Below are 26295 nucleotides of genomic sequence, written 5' to 3'. Positions count from 1 at the left end.
CATAATCACCTGATTACCCAAAACCTGCCACTTCTTGCCTGCTTTGACCGACTTCGTCAGCGCGTCGGCCAACCAAGCCTGCTGGCTTGCACCCAGCATCTCGCGGGCGGGGTCGTTCAGTTTCTTGGCTTTAAAGCCCGCCACGTCGGGTAGCGCCATCACGCCTTGCGGCAGATTGCGCGGGTCTAGGCCGGATAAACGGGCGGGATCGGTGATTTTGATCGGCTTGCCCGATGTCACATCAAACAGGCCAAGCTCAAGATCGGTTTCATAATCAAGCTGAAAGGTGCGCGCCATCACGCGGGTTTCCAGCATCATAATGGTCGCCAAATCGCCCCAGTCAAAGCTTCGATTGATCGCCTCAAACGACTTGCCGGGGGCTGGATTGCGCAAGGGCATCCACTCATAATAGGCTTGCAGGGCGGCAGCCTTGCGCTGGTTCCAAGGACCCTCGGTAGCCGGATTATGATTTTCCGCCCCATCCTTATAGGCATCATTGGAGGTTTCGTGATCGTCCCACGTGATCATCCATGGCGCACAGGCATGGGCGGCTTGAAGGTCTGGATCGGTGCGATATTGGGCATAGCGCTGGCGATAGTCCGACAGCGTCGTGCATTCCTTGGGCGGCTGTGGGACGCGCCCAACCGTCTTGCCCCATTCAGTCGCATATTCGCCGGGGCCATATTCATAAATGTAATCGCCGACATGCAGGACCAAATCGACATCGCCGCGCCGTGCGATGGCTTGATAGGCATTGAACCAGCCCGCCGGAAAGTTTGAGCAGGAGACAAGCGCAATATTCAATCGCTCTCCCCCCGTAGCAGGGGCCGTCTGGGTACGGCCAATGGCAGAGGTTTCGGTCCCGACCGAGAAGCCATAATAATAGATCGTGCCGGGCTTAAGGCCCGTAACATCCACCTTCACCGTGTGGTCGCGACTGGGGCCTGTTTTGACGCTGCCGCGCTTAATGACTTGGGTTAGGGCAGCATCGGTGGCGACTTTCCACGTGACAGTGACTTCGGCTGCAGGAATCCGCGGGCTGACGCGCGTCCATATGATGACTTGTGTGGCTAAGGGATCGCCGCTGGCAACCCCATGGGCAAACAAGGCTTGTTCAGCTGCAGCGGCTGAAGCGGTGCAAGCGGCGGCAACAAATGCACCTGATGTCAGGGCAGCTCGACGGGTCAGGGCCATGGTAACCTCCAATGACCTCTTCCATGCGCTTGCTTTGCTCATTTGCCAACACCCCGGTTGCGATGTGCCGGGGCGATAAAGCGATTTGGCGACAATCCCGTGTCCGTACCATGACGTTCACGCGACGATTTCAGGTTAATTGGGCACCAACCAAACACACTTGGTGCCCAATCCTTGGCCCATCAAACGAATTCAAGCACTTTCACATAGCGCACTTGTGGCAAAGCTTTCAGCTCAGCCTGCAAGGCTGCAGGCACCGCTTGATCAATGCCAACCAAAGCAATCGCATCTTCGCCTTCTGCCACGCGGCCCAAATTGAAGGTCGCGATATTGATGCCCGCAGCGCCAAGCTTGGTGCCCAAAGCGCCAATAAAGCCTGGGGTATCTGAGTTGTTGATGAACAACATACGACTATGGAAAGCGGCTTCAAACGCCATGCCCTTAACTTCGGTGATGCGCGGTTGGCCACCAATCACCGCCCCTGCAACCGTGCGCCACTTGCCGCCGGTTTGCACCTTCACCCGGATCAAGCTGTCATAGGTGGGGGAAAGGTCGCGCTTAGATTCGCTAAACGGCGTACCACGATCTTTCAGGATCGTCGGTGCACTGACCATATTGATGTCAGCCAGAAGCGGCTTCAAGATCCCAGCCAATAAGGAAGCGGTCAATGGCTTAATATTCAGGCCTGTAACTTCGCCCTCATACTCCACTTCAATGGCTTCCAGGCCATCATCGACAATCTGGCCAGCAAAGGCACCAAGCTTTTCACACAGCGCAATGAAGGGTTTCAGCTTGGGTGCTTCTTCGGCGGTGACCGAGGCGGTGTTGAGCGCATTGGTGACAGCCCCGGTCAGCACATAGTCGGCAATTTGTTCGGCCACTTGCAAGGCGACATTTTCTTGCGCTTCGGTGGTGGAGGCCCCCAAATGCGGCGTGGCGGTAAAGTTCGGGCAGCCAAACAACACATTGCTGGTCGCAGGCTCTTCGGCAAAGACGTCAAAGGCAGCGGCCCCGACACGGCCGGTTTTCAAATGCTCTGCCAAAGCTGCTTCATCGACCAAGCCACCGCGGGCACAATTGACGATGATGACCCCCTTTTTCGTCTTGGCGAGATTTTCCGCCGACAACACATTGCGGGTCTGCGGCGTCAAAGGCACATGCATGGTGATGGCGTCGGCACGGGCCAACAGATCGTCAAGCTCAACCTTCTCGACGCCAATTTCAATCGCCCGCTCATGGCTGAGGAACGGGTCATAGGCGATGACTTTCATCTTCAGGCCCAAGGCCCGGTCGGCAACGATGGAGCCAATATTGCCACAGCCGATCACGCCCAAGGTCTTGGCATAAAGCTCTACCCCATTGAAGCGGTTCTTTTCCCATTTGCCGGCTTGGGTAGAGGCATCAGCCGCCCCAATCTGGCGGGAAGCGGCAAACAGCATGGCAATGGCATGTTCTGCCGTGGTGATGGCATTGCCAAATGGCGTGTTCATCACGATGACACCGCGCGCGGTTGCCGCTGGAATATCGACATTGTCGACCCCAATGCCCGCCCGGCCAATGACTTTGAGCTTGGTAGCAGCCGCCAAGACATCGGCATCCACTTTGGTGGCCGAACGGATGGCAAGGCCATCATAGTCGCCAATACAGGCGATCAGCTCAGCCTTGGTCATACCGGGCTTATAGTCGACCGCGACATTGCGGTTCTTGAAAATATCAATCGCGGCTTGGCTAATCTTATCCGAGATTAAAACGCGGGGTTCGGTCATGAGTTGTGTCCTAGAGGCAAGTGTCGCGGGTCGATTATCGATCCCAAGCGACAGGCAAATTTAAAGGGTGGGGGGGAGGAGCCCCCTCCCCCATGGGGTGGGGGAGAGGGAGAAAGGCAAAAGCTTACAGCTTAGAGGTCTGCGACCAGCGTCTCAAACGCCCAATCGAGCCATGGGGTCAAAGCGATCACATCGTCTGTATCAATGGTCGCCCCACACCATAGGCGCAGGCCCGGAGGGGCCGCCCGATAGGCGGCTGCATCTAAGGCCACGCCCTCTTTGTCCAACAGGCCCGCAAGCTTTTTGGCAAAATCAGCTTGGCCCTCTTCCGACAGGCCCGTGACGCGGGGGTCGACGACTTTCAAACACACCGACGTGTTAGAGCGGCTTTCAGGCGTAGCAGCCAAAAAGTCGACCCAAGCGGTCTTCTCAACCCATTCCGCAATCGCGGCCAGATTGGCGTCAGCCCGGCCATGAAGACCCGCCAGTCCGCCAACGCTTTTGGCCCAGTTGAGCGCGTCAATATAGTCTTCGGTGGCGAGCATAGAGGGGGTATTGATCGTCTCACCCTCAAAAATGCCTTCCACCAATTTGCCGCCCTTGGTCATGCGGAACAATTTCGGCATCGGCCAAGCAGGATTGTAGCTTTCAAGGCGCTCCACTGCACGGGGGCCAAGGATCAGCATGCCATGCGCGCCTTCCCCACCCAGCACTTTCTGCCACGAGAAAGTGACGACATCGAGCTTGTCCCAATCCAAAGCTTGGGCAAAAGCGGCCGAAGTGGCGTCGCAAATGGTGATGCCTTCGCGGTCAGCTGGGATCCAGTCCGCATTGGGGACGCGGGTGCCAGAGGTGGTGCCATTCCAGGTGAAGATCACATCATGGGTTTTGGCGGGCACCGCGGCGAGATCGGGCAATTGGCCATAGCCAGCCTTAATCACCACGGGATCTAATTTTAATTGCTTGGCGGCGTCAGTCACCCAATCTTCGCCAAAGCTTTCCCAAGCCAAGGTCGCCACAGGCTTTGGGCCCAGCATAGACCACATGGCCATTTCAACAGCGCCCGTGTCAGAGCCTGCGACAATACCGATGCGATAGCCATCTGGTACCTGCAGCACTTCGCGCGTCAAATCGATCGCGAGCTTTAAGCGGGCTTTGCCGGGTTTGGAACGGTGGGAACGACCAAGGACTGCACCCGACAAAGCGTCGAGACTCCAATTGGGGCGTTTTTTGGTGGGACCCGAAGAAAACCGTGGGTCAGCGGGCCGCATGTGCGGCTTAGGGGTATTCGCGTTCATGTTACTCCCATCCTTTCAGATGAGCGCCCGCCGGTGGGAGCGGGTGGCCCACGGCGCACAGACACGATGTCGGCCCAGAATGCAAGCGACAATTTGATGAAGCCTAGCCCGCCGCCACCTGTCGGACATGGGAAGAGCCTTGCAGCACGGGGGTTTGGAAAGGATGCAAAAAGTGGCCAGACCCCCAACAATGCCATCCGCGCCGGAACGTGAGCTGCGAGCGGGGACCCCGTGGGAATTTGCGACAGGAGGTCTGGGACTCGGCTCCGCCGTCCGGGATGACATCCCAGAGACTATCGGACTGATCTCCCAACCGTCAGGTGGCCTGACCCATGAAAAGTTAGAAGCGGCGTTCTAAGTTGGCGGGCCGTGTGGTTGACCGCGTGGGGCGGGGGTGTCACCTTTGTTAAACTATTTGGGCAAAGCTGCCCCAATGATAGCACGGCCATGGCCTATGGCTGGCAAAAGACTGGGAGTGAGAAACCATGGTTGCTGCTGCGATCAATGCCGCCACGCCGAAAAAGCGCGTTTTTTCAGGTTCAAAGGCGCATAAAGCCGAAACCCCCAGAAAGTTGCGGCCGCCACCCTTGGCGCTGACCCTTGTCGAAGGGCGCGGCGTGGTAGAACTTGCAGCCACATTCGCCACGCGCAGCATTCTTCGCCATGCCCCCAAGGGCGATGGTCATCCCGTGCTGGTTCTACCTGGCTTTCTAGCCAGCGACCGCTCTACCAAACCCATTCGCCAATTCTTGGACGAGCTCGGCTATGAAACCTATGGCTGGGGCCAAGGGCAAAATCTTGGCAAATTCTACAAAATGCGCGAAGTTCTCGAAGCGCTGGTGGAAGACATTTACGCCAAGTCTGGCCAGAAGGTTTCGATTGTTGGCTGGAGTTTAGGTGGGGTCTTTGCCCGTTATCTCGCGCTGGTTATGCCCGATAAGGTGCGCAGTGTGATCACATTGGGCAGCCCTTTTGCGGCCGACATTCATGCAACCAGCGCCAAGAAGCTTTATGACCTTTTGTCGAATGAAGGCCCTGCCCGTCCCGGTGATTTAGAGCGTATTGCTGGCGATTTGCCCGTGCCAAACACGTCCATCTACACTAAGCTCGATGGTATCGTGAATTGGAAAACCTGTATCGCCAAGCCCGCCGACAATGCGGAAACGATTGAGATTCGCTTGGCAAGCCACGTTGGCATCGGCGTAAATCCTGCCGCCTTTTGGGCGACAGCAGACCGCTTGGCCCAACCCGACGGCACCTTCAAACCCTTTGCCAAAACCGGCCCCTTCGCCCTCGCCTATGGGTGAGTGAGGCAGGGTTTCAGGTCCTGCAAAATCCCCTGACGTCCCCGCTCTGCGCTCACGGTGCGGGGGGATGGTATTGGTGGTCCTTTCGCGCCACAGTTCGGACTTAGGCGGAAAACCGCCCTGCACCTTGCAGACCCCGCAGGTCCGTGATTGACTATAGGTCAGCTTGAGAAAACTCAGGCGCGACAGGATCAGGGGCAGGAAAACTGCACCGGCCACGGGGGGAAAACATGAGTGACGCAGTTCGTTTATCGTCCTTGGACGCTTCCTTTCTCTATATGGAAACGCCAGAGATGCCGATGCATGTAGGCTCACTGTCACTGTTCCAACTTCCCGAAGGCTATAGTGGCGATTATTTTGAAGCCTTTAAGGCCCAGATCGAGGATCGCCTGGATGCGGTGCCGATGTTGCGCAAGAAATTGTCTCGCACGCTTTTGGACCTCGACCACCCGTCTTGGATTGATGATGACCAGTTTGACATCAACCGCCACATCTTTCGCGGCAGCTTGCCCGAGCCACGCGACATGCCGACCTTGCGCCGGATTGTGGGCTGGATGCATGCCAAGCTGTTAAACCGAGCCCGGCCTTTGTGGGAGTTCTATGTATTTGAGAACCTGCCCGGCAATCGGGTTGGCCTCTATGCCAAGTTGCACCATGCTTTGATCGATGGCGGCGCAGGCGTCGCCCTGTCGCAGATCGTTTATGATCTCTCGCCCAATCCTGCCCCCCGTTCCAAAGCGGCCAAATCAGGTGCTGCTGAGGAGGCGGGCGGCAAGTCCAAAAAGAAAGGCCGCGCCCGCGAAGTGGCCGCCTCAGTGATGAATACTTATGCCAATCTATGGCAGCGCCCCTTTGACAAGGAGGCTGCAGCCAGCCCCATCGCGCTGAAGCGCACGGGCAAGACGGATTTTGGCTCCACCCTGCTCGATCATGTCGTGGATCAGGTTGAAGTCGGGATGAAGACGGTCGCGAACCTGCCCGCCATGCTGAAGACTGCAGGCAGCGTTTTGCCGGGCCTGTTGGATGTCAACAAACTCAAGGATTTGCCGAAACTAATCCCGCCCAGCACGCCGTTTAACAAAGCCATTAGTTCTGAGCGGGCCTTTGGCACCGCGACTTTGTCGATCAAACGGGCAAAGGCAGTGGCCAAAGCGGCAGGGGGTAAGTTGAATGACGTGGTGTTGGCGCTAGCCAGTGGCATTTTGCGCCGCCACCTCCTGTCGATCGGGGCGCTACCCGATAAGCCCTTGGTGGCAATGGTGCCGATCTCGCTGCGCGAAGATGGAAATGCCGATACCAATAACCAAGCCTTTGCGATGTCGTGCCCGATTGCCACCCATATTGCCGACCCAAAGGAGCGCTTGATCGCCATCATCGCCGATTCGATCCAAGCCAAGTCGGTTGTAAGCCCCTTGAAGGATTTCATCCCGAATTTCGCCAATGCGTCGGTGTTAGGCGCGCCCATGGCGATGCAGATCGGCTCCCTCCTCTATGGCCGCTCTGGCTTGTCCGACGTCTTGCCACCCAGCGCGAACGTCATTGTCTCAAACGTACCTGGCCCACCCATCCCGCTTTATGCGGCGGGGGCGACCATGTTGCATCTGTGGCCGGTGTCGATCCCCGCCCATGGCATGTCGATCAATATCACGGTGCAAGGCTATCAAGACCAGCTTGAGGTTGGCGTGATTGCTGGGGCCAATATTTTCCCCGACGTGCAGCCTTTGGCCGAGATGATGGCCGAAGAATTACTTGTGCTGGAAAAAGCATTTGAGACGGCCAAAGCGGCCTAAGCGGGTCAGCCGCCGGCAAAAGCATTGGTTTGATCGGTCAAGATCATCATCGTGACATCATCGGCTGCCTTGCGGCGGATTTTGATGAGGTCGAGCACGCGCTCGTCGGATAAAAAGCGCCACAGGACTTTTGGGTTGGGGTACCAAAACGCCCCCACCACATCCCACTGCCCTTTGGGACCGACCAGATCGAGCGCCACAATGCCATTGGTCACCCGCTTAGCACCATATTCTTTGAGGACTGGACCTATGCCGTCTTGATAAGCGCGCCACGCGGCATCCGACCGGCCATCGGCTAAGTCATGGCGGAAACGCATCAAAGATAAGACAATAATGGGGTCGTCAGGCGGCAATTTCTTGATCGCCTGCAGCGCGTCATACGTTGGCTCAATTTCGTCAAACAGCCCCATAGGTCCAAGGAACATTCAACCCGCGCGTAACGCAAGCCAGCCGCGCAGCGTTTCACTGCGTTTGCATAGGCTTAGGCCTTAAACTGCTGCTTCTTGGGCCCGGCATAGCCAAAAAGCCAAGCAGCGACTTTGCGCTTTTGAATCTCCTCGCTGCCCTCGGTGATGCGATAGCGGCGATGGTGGCGATAGATGTGCTCGAACGGTTTGTGACGCGAATAACCAATGCCGCCATGGACTTGCATGGCCTGATCAGCCGCCTCACAGCACAAGCGATTGGCCCAGAAATTACACATGGAGACTTTATCTGATAGCCGCTTTTCGACCTCGGGCTTCGTCATCTGATCCATTTCCCAAGCGGTCTTATAGATCAGGAGGCGTAACATCTCTGCCTGGGTTGCCAGCTCTACCAAGGGCCATTGAATGGCTTGGTTTTGGGCCAAAGCCTCCCCAAAGGGCTTGCGTTCGCGGGCGTAGGCCACGCTTTCTTCAATACAATAAACCGCGGCACCCAAGGAAGATGCTGCTTGGCGGATCCGGTTTTCATGCACAAAATGCTGGGCCAAGGCGAGACCGAACTCAGGCGGGCCAAACAAGGCACTATCAGGCACCCAGACATCCTTGAAGCTGACGCGGGGATGATCGGTCGGCATATTGAAGGTCCACAAATATTCTTCAATCGTCACGCCCGGGTCGTTGGCCGGCACAAAAAAGCAAGAAATGCCGCGCGCTTCGCCTGCTTTACCGCTGGTGCGGGCAAAGAACATGCAATGGGTGGCGACATGCATGCCCGTAATCCACATTTTCTCGCCATTGAGAAGCCAGCCATCCACACCGTCGCGGGTCTGCCGCACGCCCGTACTTTCCATATGGGTGGCGTCAGAACCATGATTGGGCTCGGTCAGGCCAAAGGTGGCAATGAACTCACCGCGCAAGCTCTTGGGCAGCAAGGTCGCCTTCTGTTCTGGCGTACCAAAGTCACGCAGCATCAAAGCTCCCGGCATATTGCCCACGATGGAATGCTCATTTTGCAAGTCATTATGCAGACCGAGGCCCTTTTTGGCTAAATGCTCGCGGATGATCGCCATGGCGAGGTTGCTGCCATCCTTGCCACCAAACTCAGCAGGAAGGGCGAAGCGATAATGGCCAGCTGCGTCGGCGCGCCGTCTAGCTTCAGCGAGCAAAGCCTCCCACTCCGGGCGTGGCAGGCCTTGATTCTCAAAATCAGTTCGCGCCCATTCGCGACGATGATCGAAGAAGCGGATATTATCATCGGCCTCTTCTAAGGGCTTGATCTCGCGTGCAATGAATGCGTCCAGCTCCCCCAGATAATCGGCGATCTCTTGAGGTATGGTGAAGTCCATGGCGTGTCTCCCCTGCCGTCTGGCCGTCTACGGGCTCTCGGCTTGACCTTATCGACCCGTCGAAGCGTTGCAACTGATTTCTAGGCCGACCCAAGGGCACGGTCACACAGTCTGACAAAATTGTGACTGCTGAATAAAATACAGTATGTTCATTTTTCCCTTGCAACTGTTCGCAGGAACCGCTAGGTAGGAGTCAACGAGGACAAAAAGCCCGTTACTCAGAAACCTTATTTAGGAGCCTCCCCATGCGCTTCATGCCAGTCGTCGCCGGATTTGCTTTTGCTTTGACCGCCACCGCAGCTTTCGCTGCCTACAACAATGTTGTTGTGAAACTGAAAACCCCCGTCGCTGAAGCCTCAGACAGCGTGATCGTTTTGGGCGCTGCTTGGAGCTGCGCCGGCGACACCTGCACCACGGTTTTGGACCGCAAGACCGCCCAAGTTCGTGACTGCCGCCAAGTTGCACGTGCCCTCGGCCCAGTAGCCAGCTTCAGCGTTGGTGGCTCAAGCCTCGATGAAGCAGGCATCCAAGCCTGCAATGCCGCCGCGAAATAAACCCAAGGCGATGCTTAGTTAGCTAATCTGCTGGATTGGCAACTTATGAAGAAGGCGAGCCCGCAATGGCTCGCCTTTTTTATGCGCCGGATTAGCCCACTTCGGCCAAGGGCGTTTCGGCTTCGGCCTCCACGTCGCCCGACAAGGCCTGGTGAATCGCGGCAAACAACACTTCCGGGCGGATCGGTTTGGCCACATGGGCATCCATGCCAGACTCCAAGCATTCCTGCACATGATGGGTCATGGCATTGGCAGTTAGAGCTATGATGGGTGTGCGTGGCCGCTTTTGAACCCGCTCTAACGCACGGATGCGGGCAGTTGCTTCAGGCCCTGACATGATGGGCATTTGAACATCCATCAGGATCAGATCGAATTGATCCTGACTCCAGAGTTCAACAGCGACTTCGCCGTTTTCGGCAAATACTGGCTCAATGCCCACCTGTTCGAGGAACATCTGTAAGACCAAGCGATTATGCGCATTGTCTTCAGCGGCAAGGACGCGGACAGACGTGCCCCCGTCCCCATCTTGGGCACGCGATTCTTCAAATTGGCCAGCATCGGTGCGCTCGGGCGCGACGCCCAGCGGCATGGTGACGGTAAAGCGGAAGATAGACCCCTCACCCACGCGGCTTTCAACTTCAATCTCACCGTCCATCAAGGCAACCAATTGCTTACAGATGGCAAGGCCTAGACCTGTACCGCCAAACTTCCGATTGGTGGCTGTCTCTGCTTGGCTGAAGCGCTCAAACAGGCGACCTTGGACCTCAGGCTCAATCCCGATACCGGTGTCTTTTATCGCAAAAGATAAAGCGCGACGGCCCTCGCCCACGTCTTCCGCAGCAATGGTGACCAAAACACCGCCATCTTGGGTAAATTTCACGGCGTTGGAGACGAGATTATACAGCACTTGCTTGATGCGCGTTGGGTCGCCTAAGCACCAAATATCGGCACTTTGATCAACATTTACCGCGAAACTAATGCCCTTTTGGTGCGCGCGCAGCGTGAACATGGCTTCCGTCGAGCGAACAATCTCCATGACACTGAAATCAAGCGATTCCAGCGCAAGCTTGCCTGCTTCAATCTTAGCAATATCCAAAACGTCGTTTAAAAGGGCCAAGAGTGTATCGCCGCTGTCTTGGATCACAGCCAGCATGCGCAATTGGCGGTCGTCCAATGGGGTGCGGGATAAAGCGTCTGCCATTCCCAGCACACCATTCATCGGCGTCCGAATCTCGTGGCTCATTTGCGCCAAGAAAGCCGATTTGGCGTTATCGGCGGCTTCGGCAGCGGTCTTCGCCATTTCCAGATCGCGCGTGCGCTCTTCAATACGGGCCTCCAACGTGCTGGCGTGGAGGGCCAAGGCATCGCGGGCTTCAACCAAATCTTGTGCTTGACCACGGAACAAGGCGGCAACCCGCGCCCAACACAGACCTGCGCCAACCATACAGGTCAGAAGAGCACCAAGACCTGCGCTCAACAGAAGGAAAGCAGCGTCGATTTCAACCTTCAGACTGGCAGCGATTTCGCGGCGTGCCTTTTCCAATTGCCGTGCCTTGCGCGTTCCAGCAAGCGCATAGGACTGGGATTGCAGCAGGGCCTTCGCATCAGCCTGACGCCCGGCAGCCGCCAATAAAACGGCTGAATCTTCAATCGCGCCCATTTCACGGGTCGCGTTATAAATGGTTGCAAAAGCACTCTTTTTTGTAGATTTGGGCGCCAGCTGAATGGCTTTTTCGATCAAAGCTTCGCGGGGTTCATTCAGCGCAACAAAGCGCTCCCGGTCTTCAGGTCGGCCCATTTGGGCAAAGTCATCGGCAGCCTCGGTCACACGTTGGTCAACCCACGTGGCCTCGCTCCATGTCCGTTCAAATTTCGCCAAACGCTCTGCCTGCGAGGACAGATTGCGAACCGCCGACAAAGCAATAACCGCACCAACCAAAGTGCCCAGAACGGACAAAATGAGAGCGGACCAGAGCCAAGAGCGGACGTTTCGTGTTTGTGTCATGCGTTTAACATGGCACAAAAGCTTCAAAGCCGAGTTAATATCGGCCCTAAAATAGCGCTAAGACTCTGATCCTTAAAGATGAAGTCTACATCCGGTTCCGCAATGGCAGAAGATCTGGGAAGTTGCCGGGCTCCTTTGCCGCATTGGCCCGGAAAGCCTCTGCCATATGGGCTGGGCTGAACATGCCGGCCTGCCACGTGGCGATATAGTCCAAGCCATCGCGGATCGAATGGTCGCGCGCATAATTGATCATGACCTTAGAACCGGTGACGGCAAGTGGCGCTTTGGACGCGATTTCGCGCGCCGTGTCCATCACATGGGCAACCAAAGCCTCATGCGTTTCAAACACCTCATTGACCAAGCCAATTTCTTTGGCTTTGGCCGCAGACAGGCGGCGGCCGGTATAGGCCAACTCGCGCACCCAGCCCTCGGGGATCAACTTGCACAAGCGCGGGAAGGTGCCGACATCGGCCGTCATGCCGATATTGATCTCTTGGATGCAGAAGAATGCATCCGCACTGGCCCAACGGATGTCGCAGGCCGAGATGAAATCAACAGCCCCACCGATACAGCCGCCTTGAACCGCGACCAATACGGGAATGCGGGCCTCATCCAAGCACGTGAAGGTGTTTTGAAGATGGTGAACATGCAAGCGGAAGCTTTCGCCCCGGGTTTCGCGGTCGCCAACAGAGCCCTGGGTGACGCCATCGCCGCTGGAAAACACGCTTAAATCCATACCTGCGCAAAAATGCTTGCCAGTTGAGGTAATGACGATGACGCGGGCGCGCGAATTGTCATTAATGTCCTTGATGATCTTGGGCAGATCATTCCAGAAGTCGCGCGTCATCGAATTAAAGGCTTCGGGCCGCTTCATTTGGATATGCGCGATATGATCAGCGATCGTCACGTCAAAGCAGGTTGAAGTTGGTGTGGATTCTGAATCGTACATGTCGCGCTCCCTGTGGCTGGCCGAGCTTAAGCTCTCTTCATTGGACTTTTGTCTTACAGTGAACCAGCCTACAACAAGTTTGGTCCGTGGTCACCATGTGCCCTAATTGGGTCTTGGTTCAAGTCCAAAATGAAGCCATGATGAGGCCGAACTGGCTCTGCTGAAGGAGAAAGCGTTATGTCAAACCAAGACGGGGTTCAACGCCGCAACCTTCTGTGGGCCGTGATGGGCTTGGGATTTGGTCTGGGCTCGCAAGCCCACGCTCAAAGTGCCGGCCAGATGCTGGAAGAATTGGCAAAAGCCGCAGCCGCAAAACGGGCGGGATTGCCGACAGCCCTGCCGAGTTTGGATGACGATTTGCTGCTCGCTTCGTCCCAAAATGAAGGCGAAGCGGGCATACGTGCCGCACTCCTCCAAGGGGCTGGTGCGGCAGTTGGCCGTTTGGGCAAAGTAGATGGATTTTGGGGTGACGCCCGGGTTCGCATTCCCTTGCCCGAACCGCTGACCTCCATGCAAAAGCGCCTCAGCCCGCTGCGTTTGAGTGTTCCGCTGGATAATTTCCAAATGCGTCTCAATCGATCTGCCGAATCCATGATGCCGAAAGCTGGGGCGATTTTCGTCGACACCATTCGAAGCCTCACCATCGAAGATGTCGTTAAAGTCCTGCGCGGCGGCGATACGGCGGGGACCGATTTGTTGAAAGCCAAATCCTATGCGGGCTTGGTAAGCTTGATGACGCCGCCGATGGCTGAAGCGGTGCAGGCTTCAGGTGCCGGTCCAGCACTCGACCGGATCCAAGCCCGCTATGGCAATGAGATTGAGCGCTTGGGCGGTTGGGGCAGTTTGAAGAATTACTCCGGTGCGCCGATCACCTTGCCTGCGCCACCCCCGCCTGAAATACCTGCCCCGGTTGCGCCACCGCCCCCAGCGGCCGCTGTTGCCACCAAAGCCAAGGCTGGTGCGTCAAAGACCAAAGCGGTGACGGCCCTTCCCGTCCCCCCGCCGCCGCCACCACCGCCGCCACCCGTGGTTTTGGACAACCCACTTAAAAACCAATTGATTGGTTTTGCCGTAGACCGTGCCCTGGAGGGCTTGTTTGTCTATATTGGCGAAGAAGAACGTGGGATACGTCAAGATCCCGCCCGTCGTGGGTCAGATCTTTTGAAGCGCGTGTTTGGCAGCCTGTAACGGCCCAACAGAATTCTTGGAAGCAGGTTGCGAGTGGTAGAGATTGTTGAAACGCGCCTCGTCCAAAGCGTGGCTGAGGGCACGATGGCAGGCCTCAAATGGGCGAATTCAGCGCAAAGAGATGACGCCCCGGCTTTGGTGTTTTTTCACGCAAACGGGTTTTGCGCCTCGACCTACCGGCAGATGTTGCGGGGGGTTGCCGCTGCAACAGGCCGGCCCGTTGCGGCTTTTGACTTGCGCGGCCATGGTCGCACCCGATTGCCCGATGATCCGGATCGCCAAGATAATTGGAACCGCTTTGCCCGCGATATTGCTGGCCTGCTTGAACAAATTACGCCGCAAGGGGCCGTCCTGGCGGGCCATTCAATGGGCGGGACGTCCAGCTTGCTTGCAAGTGCGCTTCGCCCAGACCTGGTAAAGGGTCTTTGCCTGTTTGACCCTGTCCTCGCGCCGACACCCTTTTATGTTTACGCCCATATGCCTTGGGTTTTTCGCCTCTGGCGCAGCCAGTTTCCCCTCGCCAAAGCTGCCGGTCGCAGACGCGCCGTCTTCCCAAATCGGCAAGCGGTCCTCGAAGCCTATAGTGGCCGGGGGGCGTTTAAGTCTTGGCCCCAGTCCATGCTGGAAGATTATGTGGAAGATGGCTTTACCGATCTGCCCGATGGCCAAGTTCGCCTATCGTGTGCCCCTGCCTTTGAAGCAGCTTGCTTTGCAGGCCAGCGCCATTATCCGATTGCTGCCCTGAAGGTCTTGAAAGTGCCGGGTCGATTGCTGCGCGGGGCACGCCATTCGACCACGGTAGCCACCCTTATCCCCCTTCTGACCCGCTGTGGGATTGACGTGGAGACCGTGCCTGAGACCAGCCATTTTCTGCCGATGGAAAAGCCAGACGCCTGTGCCAAGGCTCTGATCGACCTCATTCACTCGGCTTGATGAGCCGCGCCTCTAACTTTGCACGCGCCTGTGGTGGGATCGCAATAACTTTGCGGGCGACCAGATCAAAGGTCACTGCCACAGCTTCACACACGCAAAAGACCTCCCCCGTGACGGGGTGGGCCAAGACGTGCTTGAGCGTATTGGTCTTTTCAGAAACATTTGCCACGCCGGAATGCACGGCCACAAAGTCACCAGCACCCGGCCAAGCCAGATAGTCGAGACGATATTCAAGCACAGCGGCACCTGCCTTGCGGGGTTGGCCGTCTTGCGCGCTGAGTTCGGCCGTCGTCTCTTCCCGCCACGCCGTCATCAGATTGGGCACGCCCGTTGAAACCCGGCCAATCATGCCTTCTGGATAAAGGCGATTGAACACATCGACATCTTCAATTCGCACCGCCGATAGGCCCACTTGTTGGAAGCCACGCGACACCAAAGTCGCAGCCTCAAATCGGTCTGTTGGGCCATCAAAGGGGATAGAGCGCGGGCTGCCATGCTTTGGCACCTCGACTTGGAGAGCAAGAGCCAAAGCTTTGGTGCGCGCGGGCCAGGGATAGGCTTTGCCCGTCTTGGCCTCCACATGGGCCATTTTGGTCAAAAAGGTTGCCCCAATCGCCCCATCCAATGTGTGAACAATCTCGCCATACAGGACGATATCGGCTTCGCCCAGACTGACGACGCCGCCGCGAAAGAATAAGGGAACGCCCTCGCGGGCCTCTTTCAGAAACCGGATATGTTGCCGCACGGGGAGAAGCGAGGCGGTCGCTTCAGGGGCAAAGGCGCGTTCGCAGCCCAGCTCTGTCGCCATCAGCATCATGCCATCGAGCGCGCGACGCACCCAGAAGCGCACATTCATGTGCCCCATTTCGTCGCATTCCCATGCTTCGACACTGCCGCGCCAATAATCCCGCATCCGCTTTTCCTGTGCTGTTTTCGTTTGGCTTGCTTAAGCGGCCATCGCGCATTCTTGGCACTGCCCACGGCCCTCAACCACAAGGCGCTGCAGGTTGAACCCTTTGGCCGCAGCAGCCTTTTCTAGGATATGGGAGACCTCGTCATAGGCAACTTCAGTCGCCTTCAAACAGCTATTGCAGACAAATAGGGCCACGGGTTGCGCATGCCCTGCATGGTTACACGCCACAAAAGTCGCATCTTGTTCGATACGATGGACAAGGCCCAATTGGCACAGAAAGTCGAGTGCCCGATAGACGGTGGGCGGCTTGGTCGCCTGCCCGCCTTCACCCGCCTTGCTGATGAGATCATAGGCCTTCATTGGCGTTTCGGACGCGGCGAGAATTTCCAATACCCGACGACGGGGCGCGGTAAAGGCCATGCCGGACCGCTGACATAGGGCCTCTGCTTGACGAATAAGATCTTGCATTTGCACCTCCTTGGACGTGACCATCCTGTCCTACCCTCATGCCTGAGTTTGGCCTGCATGGAAAATGCCCATTGCACTTGTAAGGGTGATCTCGGGGATATAGGGTGTTATGTAATAACATACTAGGATTCTCCCATGACACCTGTGCTTTACACCCTCCTCGCTTTGGCAGCTCCCGAGGCAGCGCCTCCGGCCACCCCTTCCGCCCAAACGCGCCCTGTTGAAAAGCCAGTTGAAACCATTGTGGTGACGGCGAGTTCCTTGGGCGATCCGTCAGACGCGATCAGCCAAGGTGTGGCGGTCATCAACCGGGGGGAAGCCTTACAAGCCTCCATTAGCGGCGGCATTGGCGAGACTTTGGCAGGTGTCCCCGGCGTCCGGTCAACCTTTTATGGCGTGAATGCCTCTCGCCCGATCGTGCGTGGGCTTGGGGAAGACCGCATACGATTGGTGCTGAATGGGCTGCAAGGCATTGATGCCTCGACCATTTCACCAGACCATGCCCCGGCCATTGATGGCTTGGACGCTGAAGGTATTGAAGTCCTGAAAGGCCCTGCGGCCTTGCGTTATGGCGGCAATGCAGTTGGTGGGGTCGTCAATATTGTTGATGGCCGCCTGCCAACCAAGCTGCCTGAAAAGCCCTTTGCTGGCGAAATCTTCCTTGCAGGGTCAACCGCCGAAGATGCTGGAACGGCGGCCTTTAAGCTGGTGGGGACCCAAGGCACCGGCGTTTTTCGCCTCGATGGTTTCCGTCGCGAGGGCCAAGACTATAAAATCCCGGGCTTTTCCCAAACAGCCGCCCTGCGCGCGATCACCGGCGATGACACGGAAGAAATTGCCTTCAACACGCGCGGGGAAATCTGGGCTTTGGGTGGCAGTGTCGCCCGTGTGACCGACAAAACCAGCCTCGCCCTCGCCACCCGTCGGACCAAATCCAATTATGGCATTCCCGGCGAAGAGGCCTTTATTGAGCTCAGCCAAACCCGCTATGATTTCCAAGCCGCAATCAAGGATCTAGGCTTTATCGACACCCTGACTTTCTCCATAACATCGGGCGATTATACCCATAGCGAGATTGAATTTGATGGCGCGATCGGCACCGTCTTTACCAATGAAGGCTATGAGGGTCGCCTCGAGGCACGCCACCGTACCATCGGGGCTTTGGATGGCCTGTTTGGCGTGCAATTTGCCTCCAATGACTTTGCCGCCAAGGGCGATGAAGCCTTCATTCTACCCGTCACGATTGAAACAGTCGGTGCCTTCTGGGTTGAGCGCTATAATCAGGGCACTTGGGGTGCCGAAGTCGGTGCACGCTATGAGCAGCGCGACTATTCTGGCCTTGCCGGCGCGCGCACTTTCGATCTGGGCAGCTTCTCGGCCAATGCTTTCGTAAAGCCAGTCGAGGGCCTACGCCTCTCGCTCAATGCGGGCTATACAGAGCGGGCACCAACTGAAGTCGAATTATTTGCAGACGGCCCACATGCCGCCACCCAAGCCTATGAAATTGGCGATCCCACGCTGAAAACCGAAACCGCAACCAGCCTTGAAGGTGTGGCGCGCTGGCAAATCGGGGGGGCAACTGTCGATCTGAACCTTTGGCGCACCCGTTTTGACGGCTTTATCGCGTTTAACCCAACCAATCAGATCGAAGATGATCTGCCCGTCTTCCTGGTCAGTCAGAAAGATGCGACGCTGACGGGGGCTGAACTACATGTGACATGGGCATTGGGCGACTATGGCGGTTGGTCTGTGGTTGGCGATGGTGGCGTTGATACCGTACGGGGCAGCTATGATGGCGGGGGTGCCATCGCCCGCATGCCACCCACGATGGTAACCCTTGGCCTCGAAGCCAAAAGCCAAGAGATGCGCTTGCGCGCCGAAGTCCAATCCCTTGCCGATCAAAACCGGACGGCGGCCTTTGAGACCAAAACCGAAGGCTCTACCACGTTGAACGCCTCATGGTCGTGGCGGCCCGCCCAAAGCAAGGACCGGATCGAACTGACCTTTGAAGGCCGCAACCTGACCAATGAAGAGATTCGCGAACACACCTCCTTCCTGAAAGACTATTTGCCCAAGCCCGGTCGCTCGATCCGGGTGAGAGTGAAGGGATCGTTTTAAAGAAACCTCCCCCACCCCCACGATGTCATCCCCGCCGGAACGCAGTGGAGAGCGGGGACCCCATGGGACTTTGCGGCACAAGGTCCCCGATAGGTTGCGCCGTCCGGGATGTCATCGCACAGAGTAGCTTTCCGCCCAAAAAGCCTGTGCGCAGGCCCTGCCTGTCCGTGTCACTGCACGCCCTCAATTGTCCGGACAAATTTTTGGTGACAAGTTGCAAGTCGCCGCTTAAGACTAGAGCAGAAGAGGAGCTGTCATGACCTATCTAACTGCCCGCCACATGTTTATCGGAGTTGCTGCCTGCCTCGCCGCCATTGCCGGTCCAGCCGGTGCTGCGCCCAAGAAAAAAGCCCCCGCTGCAGCGCCCGCGCCCGCCGCTGCGCCGCTAGACCTATCGACGCCAGAAGGTGTGCTTGCCGCCAATCGCAAGATCCAATGCGACCTGCGCGATGGCGTTGCCGTCACCTATTATTGGGCGGGTGACGCGTATTCCCGCCGCCAAGGGGAAGCCGACAAGCTGTTGTTCCGCGCCGAAGGCATGAATATTCGCCATTGCGCCACGGTTAAGGACCCCGTGCGCGGCATTGGCTATCGCCTGATCTCGCGTGAGCTTTTGATCTATACCGACCCCAAAACCGGTAAAGTCTTGAGCAAATGGACCAATCCTTGGACCGGGGAAGTGGTTGACGTGATGCATGTCGCCAATGATCCGGTGAACTCCACCTCTTACATCACAGGCCGGGATGGCCAGCCGATCCGTTGGACTGGCACCCTCAGCGGCGACCATTGGTGGACCAATATTACGGTGCCTTTGTTCTACACCAACCCATTGGGCGGCAAGTATCAGGCCGAAGTGGGCGGCACCTATCACGCCACCGAAATGTTCAATTTTGCGGGCACGGTCTCTGACTTGGTCAACCCCACCCGGACGACGGCGGAATCCAGTGTTGCTTGGGTACGGATTTCAGACTGGTTGCCATGGATGCGTATGGGCGGCCGCGAGGGCGTGATTTACTTCAACACCAATGGCCGCAAGCTGGACAATTGGGACCAGATGCCTGCCGTGATGAAAGAAGAAATCGCCAAGAATTATCCCGCTTGGACATCGCCTCCGCCGCTGGATGATGCCCGCCCGAATGAGACATCTTGGACCTATTTCCTCGATATCAAAGAGGGTCGCAAAACCCTCCCGAAACGAGATTAATCTGTAGAAGGGCTCAAAGCTTGGCTTTGGGCCCTTTTTCATGGCGCAAACGTGGAAGACCCCTCTCATGAAACTCTATGGCGAACATAATCCGGCCCCGAACCCCCGTCGCGTTCGACTCTTTCTGGCCGAAAAGGGCATAGAGGTAGAGCATGTGCATATCCCCATGCGGCAAGGTGCGCATAAGGCACCCGAATTTTTGACCAAAAACAGCCTGGGCCAAGTCCCTGTGCTCGAATTAGATGATGGCACCTGTATCAGCGAGAGCGTCAGCATTTGCCGCTATCTAGAAGCTGTGCAGCCCAATCCACCGCTGTTTGGCACCACACCGCTTGAGATCGCGACAATCGACATGTGGATCCGCCGCGTGGAGTGGCAATTGATGAGCCCGATTGGCCAAATCTGGCGCCACGCCCATCCCTATACGGCTGCCCTGTTGACCCAATATAAGGACTTTGGCGAAAGCAACCGCGCCCATGCCGACCGCGCCTATCATTGGCTCGACCGGGAAATGGCCGACAAAGCCTATATCGCGGGTGAGGCCTTTACCGCCGCCGACATCATGGCCCTCTCCATTGTCGATTTTGGGGCCTTCATCGGCACCCCCATCCCGGATGATTGCAGCCACCTAAAAGCCTGGCACGAACGGGTCAGCGCCCGGCCAAGTGCGGCGGCTTAACCAGCAGTCCATTCTCGTGGGAAAAAGTCACTTTTGGGTTGACTTTTTGGCGGCTTAGCTTTAAAAGATTACCTACGGTCTTCGCTTGCTGATAAGGGCTCATGGAGCACTTCGGAGGTGATAGGCAAGATTGCGGATTTCGCGGGCCGTATTTTTTTCCTAGTAAAAATGGCGGGTGCCACGCGCCCATAGCGCCGTAGGGTGCATTCCGGCCGGAATGCACCATGGTCAATTCAAACTTGAAGTTTTTTTGACTTAGAACGGCTTCAGGCCGCACTTCGCTTATTTATATGTGGTGCATTCCTTTCGGAATGCACCCTACGACCCCCCTCACCCCTGATAATTCAAGCGCAAGCCCGGGCGGTCCCAGCGCGTTTTGGCGAGGCGGCCGGTTGAGGACAAGGTGATATAGGCGTCACACATATCGGCGCCGCCAAAGGCGACATTGGTGGTCATCAGATCGTCGGTCGGCACCAGGCTGTGCGCACCGGTGGCGGGGTCCATGCGGGTGATGCCGGGATTGATCAGGGTTGCAATCGCCACTGTGCCATCGGCTTCTACCGCCAAGCTATCAAACAAGGTCCATTGATCGACGCGGCCAACCACGCGGGCGGCGCGGAAGGGGCTGACCGGGGCGATTTGACCCGGGCCTGCGACGTCAAAGGCATAGAGCCTGCCTTCCATCGTGTCGGCCATATAGATTGTCTTGCCATCCGGGCTGAGGCCGACGCCATTGGGCGAGGTATAGCCATGTGACAATTCATGCGCGGAAGCCGCACCCGGCGTTACATAAAAGAGGCCGCCATAATCGCGGTGGCGGTGGTGGCTTTTGCCATGGTCGGTAAAGTAAAAGCCGCCGTGGCGATCAAACACAAGGTCATTGGGGCCACGCAAGGGATGACCGTCAATCGTGTCGAACAAGCGCTCAACCTTGCCGGTTGCCAAATCCACACGCTCAATCCGCCCACCCGAATAATCCTCGGGCTCATGGCCTGGCACCATCAGGCCCCCAAAGTCTGACCACGCAAAGCCGCCATTATTGCAGATATACATCGCCCCATCGGGGCCAAGAGCGGCCCCATTCGGCCCACCGCCCAGATGGGCAATGACTTCGGTCTTACCATTCCAATAGCGGGTAAGATTGCCCGACTTAATCTCAACAAACACGACAGAGCCATCATCAAACACCACGGGGCCTTCAGGAAATTGCAAACCTGTGGCGAGGATTTCGAGTGTCATGGCGGTCGTGCTCCCAAATCTTGTTTTTGTTCTGCTGCAGGATTGTGCAGGCTTGCGCCATCATCGGGGCTTATAGCCCATTCAGCAAGGCCATCACAGCAAAATGGCCGGATTGGGCTGGACACAGATGGGGTTCGCGCACAGGTTACTCCTCCGTAATTCATCCTTTTGGACTAAGCGGGCAGTTAAAAAGCGCCAGCGCAGCCTGCGCGAGGGGCACAACCGCGCCTGGCGCGCTTTCGGGCCAAGCAACCAGCGGCTGGATATTACTCTTTGGTAATTCATCCTTTTTTGGGAAGGTTTCAAATAATGCGTATTTACCCCGCCATCGGGTCTCTTGCTGTAGCGCTAGCGCTTACCCTTATAGCCCCCGCACAGGCAGGTGAGGTCACACGCTATGTGCCCGAGGGGGCCTTTATCGCCCAATCGGTTGTGGTGCCCGCAGGCTATGAGACGATTTATATCAGCGGCCTCTTACCCCCACATAATGACCAAGCAGGCCCTGCCGGATCAACCGCGCGCTATGGGGGCAATACAGAAGCACAGGCCGATTTGGTGTTCAAACGGCTGGAAGAGGCCTTGGCCGTCCAAAAACTGGGCTTAGGCGATGTGGTGATGATGCGCGTCTATCTGGCAGGCGATCCGGCGCAAGGCGGGGCAATGGACTTTGCCGGCATGATGGCAGCCTATAAGCGCTATTTCGGCACACCAACCCAGCCCAATAAGCCCGCGCGCGCCACCATGCAGGTGGCAGGTCTTGTCGGTGGCCCCGGCCCCCTAATCGAAGTGGAGGCCCAAGCGGTTCGCCGCGTCAACTAGGTGGCACCCGCAGAGCTTAAAGCCCTGCAGGTGCCCAAGTCGCTTTAGCGTGGGGCCATGCGAATGGCTCCGTCCAAGCGGACGTCTTCGCCATTGAAATAGCCATTGGTGATCATGGTCAAAGCCAATTGCGCATATTCATGCGGCAAGCCCAAACGTTTCGGGAAAGGCACGCTCATCGCCAGAGCGTCTTTCACCGCATCAGGGGCGGCATTCATCAAAGGCGTGTTGAAAATGCCGGGCAAAATGGTGTTGACGCGAATGCCTTCGCTCATCAAATCGCGCGCGATCGGCAAGGTCATGCCCACAACGCCACCTTTGGAAGCCGAGTAAGCGGCTTGGCCCATTTGGCCATCTTCTGCAGCAACCGAAGCGGTGTTCACAATCGCACCGCGCTCCCCATCTTCCAACGGGTCAAGCGTCAACATGCCGGCTGCCGATTTGGCGATACAGCGGAAGGTGCCGACCAGATTGATCTGGATGATCATATTGAAGGCATCGAGTGGGAAGTGCTTGATGTCACCTGTCTTTTTATCACGGCTGGCGGTCTTGATCGCATTGCCTGTGCCTGCGCAATTGACGAGGATACGCTCTTGCCCATTGGCGGCGCGGGCTTTGGCAAAGCCTGCATCCACACTTTCTTCCGACGTCACATTGACCTCACAGAAGGTGGCGCCAATTTCGGCAGCGACTTCGGTGCCGCGCGCCACATTCATATCAAACAGCGCGACTTTCACGCCGTGCGCCCGGAGGGCACGTGCTGTGGCTTCGCCCAAACCAGAAGCGCCGCCGGTTACAATGGCTGCGATGGAATCGTCTAAGTGCATGATTGGAAACTCCCTGAATTTGTTTACGATCGCGACTTATTATGGCGCGCTCGGGTAGGCAATTAGCTGGCTCTCCGCTAAACGCAAGAACACCTTGGCTGGAATTACTGGAATAGGCGAATTTTGTCCCCACCCCTCCCCCCTTTAGCGACACTTCGGAACAAAACCATCTTGCAAGTTGTGCCTGAAATGGCCACCGGCGGGGTAGAGCGCACGACCGTGGAAGTCGCCAGTGCCATTGTCGAGGCTGGTGGCCGGGCTTTGGTTTTCAGCGCGGGCGGCAGATTGGTACCTGAATTGGAAGCGCTGGGTGCCAAGCATCTTCATGGCGAGGCCAATTCCAAAAATCCTTGGACGGTTTTTGTGTCCAATGTCGGCAAGCTTGCTCAAATCATTGAGCGCGAAAAGGTTGATCTGGTTCATGCCCGCTCGCGTGCGCCGGCTTGGAGTGCCCTATTAGCCGCACGGCGCACCAAGACACCCTTTGTGACGACCTATCACGGCATTTACAATGCCAAGTCGGGCCTTAAGCGGTGGTACAATAGCGTGATGGCGCGCGGCGACCTTGTGATCGCTAATTCTGGCTATACGCGCGACCACGTAATGGCGGAGCATAAAGTCGACCCCAACAAGATTGAGGTGATTTATCGCGGGGTTGATGTCGCGGCCTTTGACCCAAAAGCGGTGACCCCAAAGCGCCGCGAAGAACTGGCAACCCAATGGGGGATTGCGTTGGAGAGCCCGCGCCCACGCGCCATCCTGCCCGCCCGTTTAACCGCGTGGAAGGGCCAAAAGGTGATGTTGGAGGCCTTAGGGCATTTAAAGCGCGACGGGCTAGAGATGGATTGTTTGATGGTGGGCGATCCGCAAGGCCGCGACACCTATCGGGCAGAGCTTGGGCAAGATATTCGCCGCTTGGGGCTGGAAGGCTATGTCCATCTGGTGGGCCATTGCAATGATATGCCTGCAGCCTTTTCCTTGGCTGATTTTGCAGTCACCCCATCCACAGAGCCTGAAGCCTTTGGCCGCACAGCGGCTGAAGCGCAAGCCATGGGTCTGCCCGTCATTGCATCCGACCTTGGCGGTGCGCGCGAAACTGTGGAAGACCGGGTAACGGGCTTTCTGAGCCCTGCCGGGGATGGTAAAGCCTTGGCAGATTGCATGGGCCGACTCTTGGCGCTGTCACCGGCTGAAAGAGCGGCGATGGGTTTAGCGGGGGCCGCACGCGTGCGGGAACGCTTCACCACCCGCGCCCTACAATCTGCCACAGTTTCGCTGTACCAGCGGCTGGTCGAACCATAGAAGTGACAGGAACAGACGTGAACCCGGAGCGCATCTTAGTTATTGTTTTGGGGAGTTTAGGCGATGCGGTGTTGGCACTTGCCCCGCTTGCCATGCTGCGTGAGCATCATCGCAATGCTGAGATCACCGTCCTGACCCAACGCGGCAATGTGCGTTTTCTGTCCAAATCCCCCTATGTTGACCGCGTTGACGTGCGGTGGCCGCAAACCAAGCTGATCGACAAAGCCAAATTCATCTGGTCGCTGCATCAAGAGCGCTATGCCATGGTCTATGATTTGACCAATAGCGCCGAGAGTGAGGCCTTGTTTAAGCTACTTTGGCCATTTCAGCCGAAATGGTCGGGGGGTGCTGTTGGCTGCTCACACCCCCATGTTGACCGCACCCGTCTAACCCTGCATCGGCTCGACCGGCATGCCGAACAACTCATGACGTGCGGCGTGGGCCCCAAAGAGGGTTTTGCGCCGGGTCTTTCGCCTGTGCCTGACCTGGATTGGGTCGAATCAGTGGTGAAGGATCAGACAAAGCTGACCCCGCGCCATCATGGCATTGGTGAGCCTTTTGCCTTTCTGGCCCCAGAAGGCCCTGCCGCAGAACCCTCCAAACGCTGGCCGACGGCGCGTTATGGCGAATTGGCGCTAGCGCTGGAAGCTCGTGGGATCCAGCCTGTCTTGGTCGGTGGGCCGGCGGCAGTGGAGTTGGCGGTTGAGATTCGCGCGATTGCGCCAAAGGCACTCGACCTTGTAGCGCGTCTGGATGTGTTTCAATATATTGGTTTAGCACGGAAATCTATTCTTGCCGTGGGCTCTGAAGGCGATATGGCCATCATCGCGGCCGCTGCTGGCGCGCCAACTTTGGCCATTATCAATCCCAATGAAACCAGCGTGCGCAAGGCTGCACCGCGCGGCTCGGCCACCGTTGGCTTGGTCGCGCGCAACTTTGATACGATCCGCGTTCAAGATGTTTTGGCCGCCGCCCGCGCGGTGACGCCGACAATTCTTGAAGCACAAACATCATGACGCCTTGAAGGATTGTTCATTTACATCCATTATCTAGATGTGCTCGGTGAAAGCCGAGCCGAAGGCATTTGCGGAACCCAACCGCGTAATTTATGGAGAGACGAACATCAGACGCCCTATGGCTGCAACGCCCACTAAAGACGGCCCCCGTATCAATGAAGAGATCCGCGCACCGCGCGTCCTTCTGATTGACGAGAACGGCGAAAAGCAAGGCGAGATGCCTTTAGCTGCAGCGCTTGATGCCGCAGCAGAGGCTGGGCTGGACCTCGTAGAAATCGCAGGAACTGCAAACCCGCCCGTGGTGAAGATCCTCGATTATGGAAAATTCAAATTCCAAGAGCAGAAAAAGAAGAACGAAGCGCGCAAGCGTCAAAAGGTTGTTGAGCTGAAGGAAATCAAGCTCCGCCCGATGATTGACGATCATGATTATGACGTCAAAGCCCGCGCGATGGCGCGCTTCTTCGAAGAAGGTGACAAGGTCAAAGTCACCCTGCGCTTCCGTGGCCGCGAAATGGCACACCAACATCTGGGCGTTGACCTGTTGATGCGGGTTAAGCGCGACTTTGAAACCATTGCCAAGGTCGAAAGCGAACCCCGCCTCGAAGGCAAACAAATGACCATGGTTATGGCACCGCGCACCTAAAGCGCTGTTGGTGCCTTGCCAGTCTTAATTGAAGCGCCCTCCTGCCCACGCAGGGGGGCGTTTTGCTTGGGGGGGAGGAAGGTTCCCACCTTGCGCTTTGCGCGTAGGGTGCATTCCGACAGGAATGCACCACATATACAGCGCTGTTTTTAAATTGTATTTTGTTTCGGAACGCCTTTAAGGCAAAGGCGTTGTGCGAGTTTTGGCGCGCAAGATTTATTGAACGGCTTCAAGGCAAGCGGAGCGACGCATAGCGCCGTTCCAAGTCAAAAAACCTTTAGGTTTGGCATGTCCATGGTGCATTCCATAAAT

At 57.0% G+C, this 26295-nt stretch carries 23 protein-coding genes; 12 read left to right on the top strand and 11 right to left on the bottom strand.

Annotated elements, in window-relative coordinates:
* The 3 genes from IOB61_RS16395 to IOB61_RS16385 form a co-directional block, all read right to left on the bottom strand.
* On the bottom strand, positions 1–1194 hold a 1194-nt coding region (locus IOB61_RS16395), incomplete at its 3' end, for an alkaline phosphatase D family protein (protein WP_290819007.1).
* 182 nt (positions 1195–1376) lie between these two features.
* Positions 1377–2960, bottom strand: a complete 1584-nt coding sequence (gene serA, locus IOB61_RS16390) for a phosphoglycerate dehydrogenase (protein WP_290819005.1) — start codon at positions 2958–2960, stop codon at positions 1377–1379.
* A gap of 131 nt (positions 2961–3091) precedes the next feature.
* Complete coding sequence (locus IOB61_RS16385) at positions 3092–4258, bottom strand: phosphoserine transaminase (RefSeq protein WP_290819003.1); 1167 nt, start codon at positions 4256–4258, stop codon at positions 3092–3094.
* 485 nt (positions 4259–4743) lie between these two features.
* On the opposite strand from IOB61_RS16385, the gene IOB61_RS16380 reads away from it, so the two are divergent.
* Positions 4744–5565, top strand: a complete 822-nt coding sequence (locus IOB61_RS16380) for an alpha/beta fold hydrolase (RefSeq protein ID WP_290819001.1) — start codon at positions 4744–4746, stop codon at positions 5563–5565.
* A gap of 230 nt (positions 5566–5795) precedes the next feature.
* Complete coding sequence (locus tag IOB61_RS16375; protein ID WP_290818999.1) at positions 5796–7355, top strand: wax ester/triacylglycerol synthase family O-acyltransferase; 1560 nt, start codon at positions 5796–5798, stop codon at positions 7353–7355.
* Between the two features lie 5 nt (positions 7356–7360).
* Here the strand turns inward: IOB61_RS16375 and IOB61_RS16370 are convergent, their stop codons facing one another.
* Together IOB61_RS16370 and IOB61_RS16365 are read right to left on the bottom strand one after the other, a co-directional pair.
* Positions 7361–7780, bottom strand: coding sequence for a hypothetical protein (locus IOB61_RS16370; RefSeq protein WP_290818997.1), 420 nt, complete (start codon positions 7778–7780; stop codon positions 7361–7363).
* Between the two features lie 56 nt (positions 7781–7836).
* Positions 7837–9126 (bottom strand): acyl-CoA dehydrogenase family protein, encoded by a 1290-nt coding sequence (locus IOB61_RS16365; RefSeq protein WP_290818995.1) that lies wholly within the window; start codon positions 9124–9126, stop codon positions 7837–7839.
* A 245-nt stretch (positions 9127–9371) separates the two neighbouring features.
* On the opposite strand from IOB61_RS16365, the gene IOB61_RS16360 reads away from it, so the two are divergent.
* Positions 9372–9680, top strand: a complete 309-nt coding sequence (locus IOB61_RS16360; RefSeq protein ID WP_290818993.1) for a hypothetical protein — start codon at positions 9372–9374, stop codon at positions 9678–9680.
* A gap of 91 nt (positions 9681–9771) precedes the next feature.
* Here IOB61_RS16360 and IOB61_RS16355 read toward each other — a convergent pair whose 3' ends face one another.
* Together IOB61_RS16355 and IOB61_RS16350 are read right to left on the bottom strand one after the other, a co-directional pair.
* Positions 9772–11685, bottom strand: coding sequence for an ATP-binding protein (locus IOB61_RS16355; RefSeq protein ID WP_290818991.1), 1914 nt, complete (start codon positions 11683–11685; stop codon positions 9772–9774).
* An 85-nt stretch (positions 11686–11770) separates the two neighbouring features.
* Positions 11771–12634 (bottom strand): crotonase/enoyl-CoA hydratase family protein, encoded by an 864-nt coding sequence (locus IOB61_RS16350; protein ID WP_290818989.1) that lies wholly within the window; start codon positions 12632–12634, stop codon positions 11771–11773.
* A 177-nt stretch (positions 12635–12811) separates the two neighbouring features.
* Between IOB61_RS16350 and IOB61_RS16345 the strand changes: the two genes are divergently transcribed.
* Together IOB61_RS16345 and IOB61_RS16340 are read left to right on the top strand one after the other, a co-directional pair.
* The gene (locus IOB61_RS16345) at positions 12812–13822 is read left to right on the top strand and encodes a DUF4197 domain-containing protein (RefSeq protein WP_290818987.1); all 1011 of its coding nucleotides are present in this window, start codon (positions 12812–12814) and stop codon (positions 13820–13822) included.
* A 33-nt stretch (positions 13823–13855) separates the two neighbouring features.
* Positions 13856–14755 (top strand): alpha/beta hydrolase, encoded by a 900-nt coding sequence (locus tag IOB61_RS16340; protein ID WP_290818985.1) that lies wholly within the window; start codon positions 13856–13858, stop codon positions 14753–14755.
* Here the strand turns inward: IOB61_RS16340 and IOB61_RS16335 are convergent.
* A complete protein-coding gene (locus IOB61_RS16335; RefSeq protein ID WP_290818983.1) occupies positions 14739–15668 on the bottom strand; it encodes an acyl-ACP thioesterase in 930 nt (309 codons plus the stop codon). The genes IOB61_RS16340 and IOB61_RS16335 overlap by 17 nt on opposite strands.
* A 33-nt stretch (positions 15669–15701) precedes the next feature.
* Positions 15702–16136, bottom strand: coding sequence for a Fur family transcriptional regulator (locus IOB61_RS16330; RefSeq protein ID WP_290818981.1), 435 nt, complete (start codon positions 16134–16136; stop codon positions 15702–15704).
* 135 nt (positions 16137–16271) lie between these two features.
* Between IOB61_RS16330 and IOB61_RS16325 the strand changes: the two genes are divergently transcribed.
* From IOB61_RS16325 to IOB61_RS16315, 3 genes are all read left to right on the top strand, one after another.
* Positions 16272–18254 carry a TonB-dependent receptor gene (locus IOB61_RS16325; RefSeq protein WP_290818979.1) on the top strand — a complete coding sequence of 661 codons (1983 nt, stop codon included), beginning with the start codon at positions 16272–16274 and terminating at the stop codon, positions 18252–18254.
* Positions 18255–18510: 256 nt separating this feature from the next.
* Positions 18511–19458, top strand: a complete 948-nt coding sequence (locus IOB61_RS16320; RefSeq protein ID WP_290818977.1) for a DUF1838 family protein — start codon at positions 18511–18513, stop codon at positions 19456–19458.
* A gap of 67 nt (positions 19459–19525) precedes the next feature.
* On the top strand, positions 19526–20137 hold the full coding sequence (locus tag IOB61_RS16315; protein ID WP_290818975.1) for a glutathione S-transferase family protein: 612 nt from the start codon (positions 19526–19528) through the stop codon (positions 20135–20137).
* 330 nt (positions 20138–20467) lie between these two features.
* On the opposite strand, the gene IOB61_RS16310 is transcribed toward IOB61_RS16315, so the two are convergent.
* Positions 20468–21376, bottom strand: coding sequence for an SMP-30/gluconolactonase/LRE family protein (locus IOB61_RS16310; RefSeq protein WP_290818973.1), 909 nt, complete (start codon positions 21374–21376; stop codon positions 20468–20470).
* A gap of 309 nt (positions 21377–21685) precedes the next feature.
* Between IOB61_RS16310 and IOB61_RS16305 the strand changes: the two genes are divergently transcribed.
* A complete protein-coding gene (locus IOB61_RS16305) occupies positions 21686–22195 on the top strand; it encodes a RidA family protein (RefSeq protein WP_290818971.1) in 510 nt (169 codons plus the stop codon).
* 44 nt (positions 22196–22239) lie between these two features.
* On the opposite strand, the gene IOB61_RS16300 is transcribed toward IOB61_RS16305, so the two are convergent.
* Entirely contained in the window at positions 22240–23022 is a 783-nt protein-coding gene (locus tag IOB61_RS16300) for an SDR family NAD(P)-dependent oxidoreductase (RefSeq protein WP_085337971.1), read from the bottom strand.
* Positions 23023–23145: 123 nt separating this feature from the next.
* On the opposite strand from IOB61_RS16300, the gene IOB61_RS16295 reads away from it, so the two are divergent.
* From IOB61_RS16295 to infC, 3 genes are all read left to right on the top strand, one after another.
* Positions 23146–24324 carry a glycosyltransferase family 4 protein gene (locus IOB61_RS16295; RefSeq protein ID WP_290818968.1) on the top strand — a complete coding sequence of 393 codons (1179 nt, stop codon included), beginning with the start codon at positions 23146–23148 and terminating at the stop codon, positions 24322–24324.
* Between the two features lie 17 nt (positions 24325–24341).
* Positions 24342–25340: a glycosyltransferase family 9 protein gene (locus tag IOB61_RS16290; protein WP_290818966.1), complete on the top strand. Its 999-nt coding sequence runs from the start codon at positions 24342–24344 to the stop codon at positions 25338–25340.
* Positions 25341–25458: 118 nt separating this feature from the next.
* Positions 25459–25983: a translation initiation factor IF-3 gene (gene infC, locus IOB61_RS16285; protein WP_085338011.1), complete on the top strand. Its 525-nt coding sequence runs from the start codon at positions 25459–25461 to the stop codon at positions 25981–25983.
* The last annotated feature ends 312 nt before the right edge of the window (positions 25984–26295 follow it).

The sequence above is a fragment of the Aquidulcibacter sp. genome, from assembly GCF_020253525.1.
Lineage (GTDB): Bacteria > Pseudomonadota > Alphaproteobacteria > Caulobacterales > Aquidulcibacteraceae > Aquidulcibacter.
The sequence above is the reverse complement of the archived record's forward strand: the minus strand, read 5'-3'. Positions and strand labels throughout refer to the sequence as shown.